The sequence below is a fragment of the Rhodococcus globerulus NBRC 14531 genome (assembly GCF_001894805.1).
Taxonomy (GTDB): Bacteria; Actinomycetota; Actinomycetes; order Mycobacteriales; family Mycobacteriaceae; genus Rhodococcus_F; species Rhodococcus_F globerula.
Genome location: NZ_BCWX01000025.1, coordinates 1 through 1,351 on the forward strand (window position 1 = coordinate 1; position 1,351 = coordinate 1,351).

Annotated in this window: 1 rRNA gene; it reads right to left on the bottom strand. The window is 54.5% G+C overall.

Annotation, left to right across the window (positions count from 1 at the left end):
- Positions 1–1,307 (bottom strand): 23S ribosomal RNA (locus tag RG2_RS31180); the annotation flags it as partial.
- Positions 1,308–1,351 lie beyond the last annotated feature (44 nt).

Here is a 1,351-nt window from a genome sequence, read left to right on the forward strand (position 1 = left end):
CCCAACACTCCGCAGAGTGAAGGGGGGCTATTGCGTGAATGCCGCAGCTTCGGTGGTGTACTTGAGCCCCGCTACATTGTCGGCGCAGGATCACTTGACCAGTGAGCTATTACGCACTCTTTCAAGGGTGGCTGCTTCTAAGCCAACCTCCTGGTTGTCTTCGCGACCCCACATCCTTTTCCACTTAGTACACGCTTAGGGACCTTAGCTGGCGATCTGGGCTGTTTCCCTCTCGACTACGAACCTTATCGCCCGCAGTCTCACTGCCGCGCTCTCACTCACCGGCATTCGGAGTTTGGCTGATTTCGGTAAGCTTGTGGGCCCCCTAGACCATCCAGTAGCTCTACCTCCGGTGAGAAACACGCGACGCTGCACCTAAATGCATTTCGGGGAGAACCAGCTATCACGGAGTTTGATTGGCCTTTCACCCCTACCCACAACTCATCCCCTCAGTTTTCAACCTAAGTGGGTTCGGTCCTCCACGACGTCTTACCGTCGCTTCAACCTGGCCATGGGTAGATCACTCCGCTTCGGGTCTAGAGCATGCCACTATGATCGCCCTATTCGGACTCGCTTTCGCTACGGCTACCCCACACGGGTTAACCTCGCGACATGCCACTAACTCGCAGGCTCATTCTTCAAAAGGCACGCCATCACCCCCCACACCGAAGTGTGCAAAGGCTCTGACGGATTGTAAGCGCACGGTTTCAGGTACTATTTCACTCCCCTCCCGGGGTACTTTTCACCTTTCCCTCACGGTACTAGTCCGCTATCGGTCACCAGGGAGTATTCAGGCTTATCGGGTGGTCCCGACAGATTCACACCAGATTTCACGGGCCCGGTGCTACTTGGGTTTCCATTACAACAGTCACAAAGTTTTCGTGTACGGGATTCTCACCCTCTACGACAGGCCGTTCCAGACCACTTCCACTAACCTCATGATTTCTTACTGTTGGCCAACACGGCAGTATTGACAAAATGAACCCCACAACCCCACGAATGCAACACCTGCCGGCTATCACACACCCATGGTTTAGCCTCTTCCGCTTTCGCTCGCCACTACTCACGGAATCACGGTTGTTTTCTCTTCCTGTGGGTACTGAGATGTTTCACTTCCCCACGTTCCCTCCACACGCCCTATATATTCAGGCGCGGGTAACACGACATCACTCGTGCTGGGTTTCCCCATTCGGACATCCTCGGATCACAGCTCGGTTGACAGCTCCCCGAGGCTTATCGCAGCCTCCTACGTCCTTCATCGGCTCCTGGTGCCAAGGCATCCACCGTACGCTCTTCATTACTTACAACAAAGATGCTCGCGTCCACTGTGCAGTTCTCAAACAACACACAA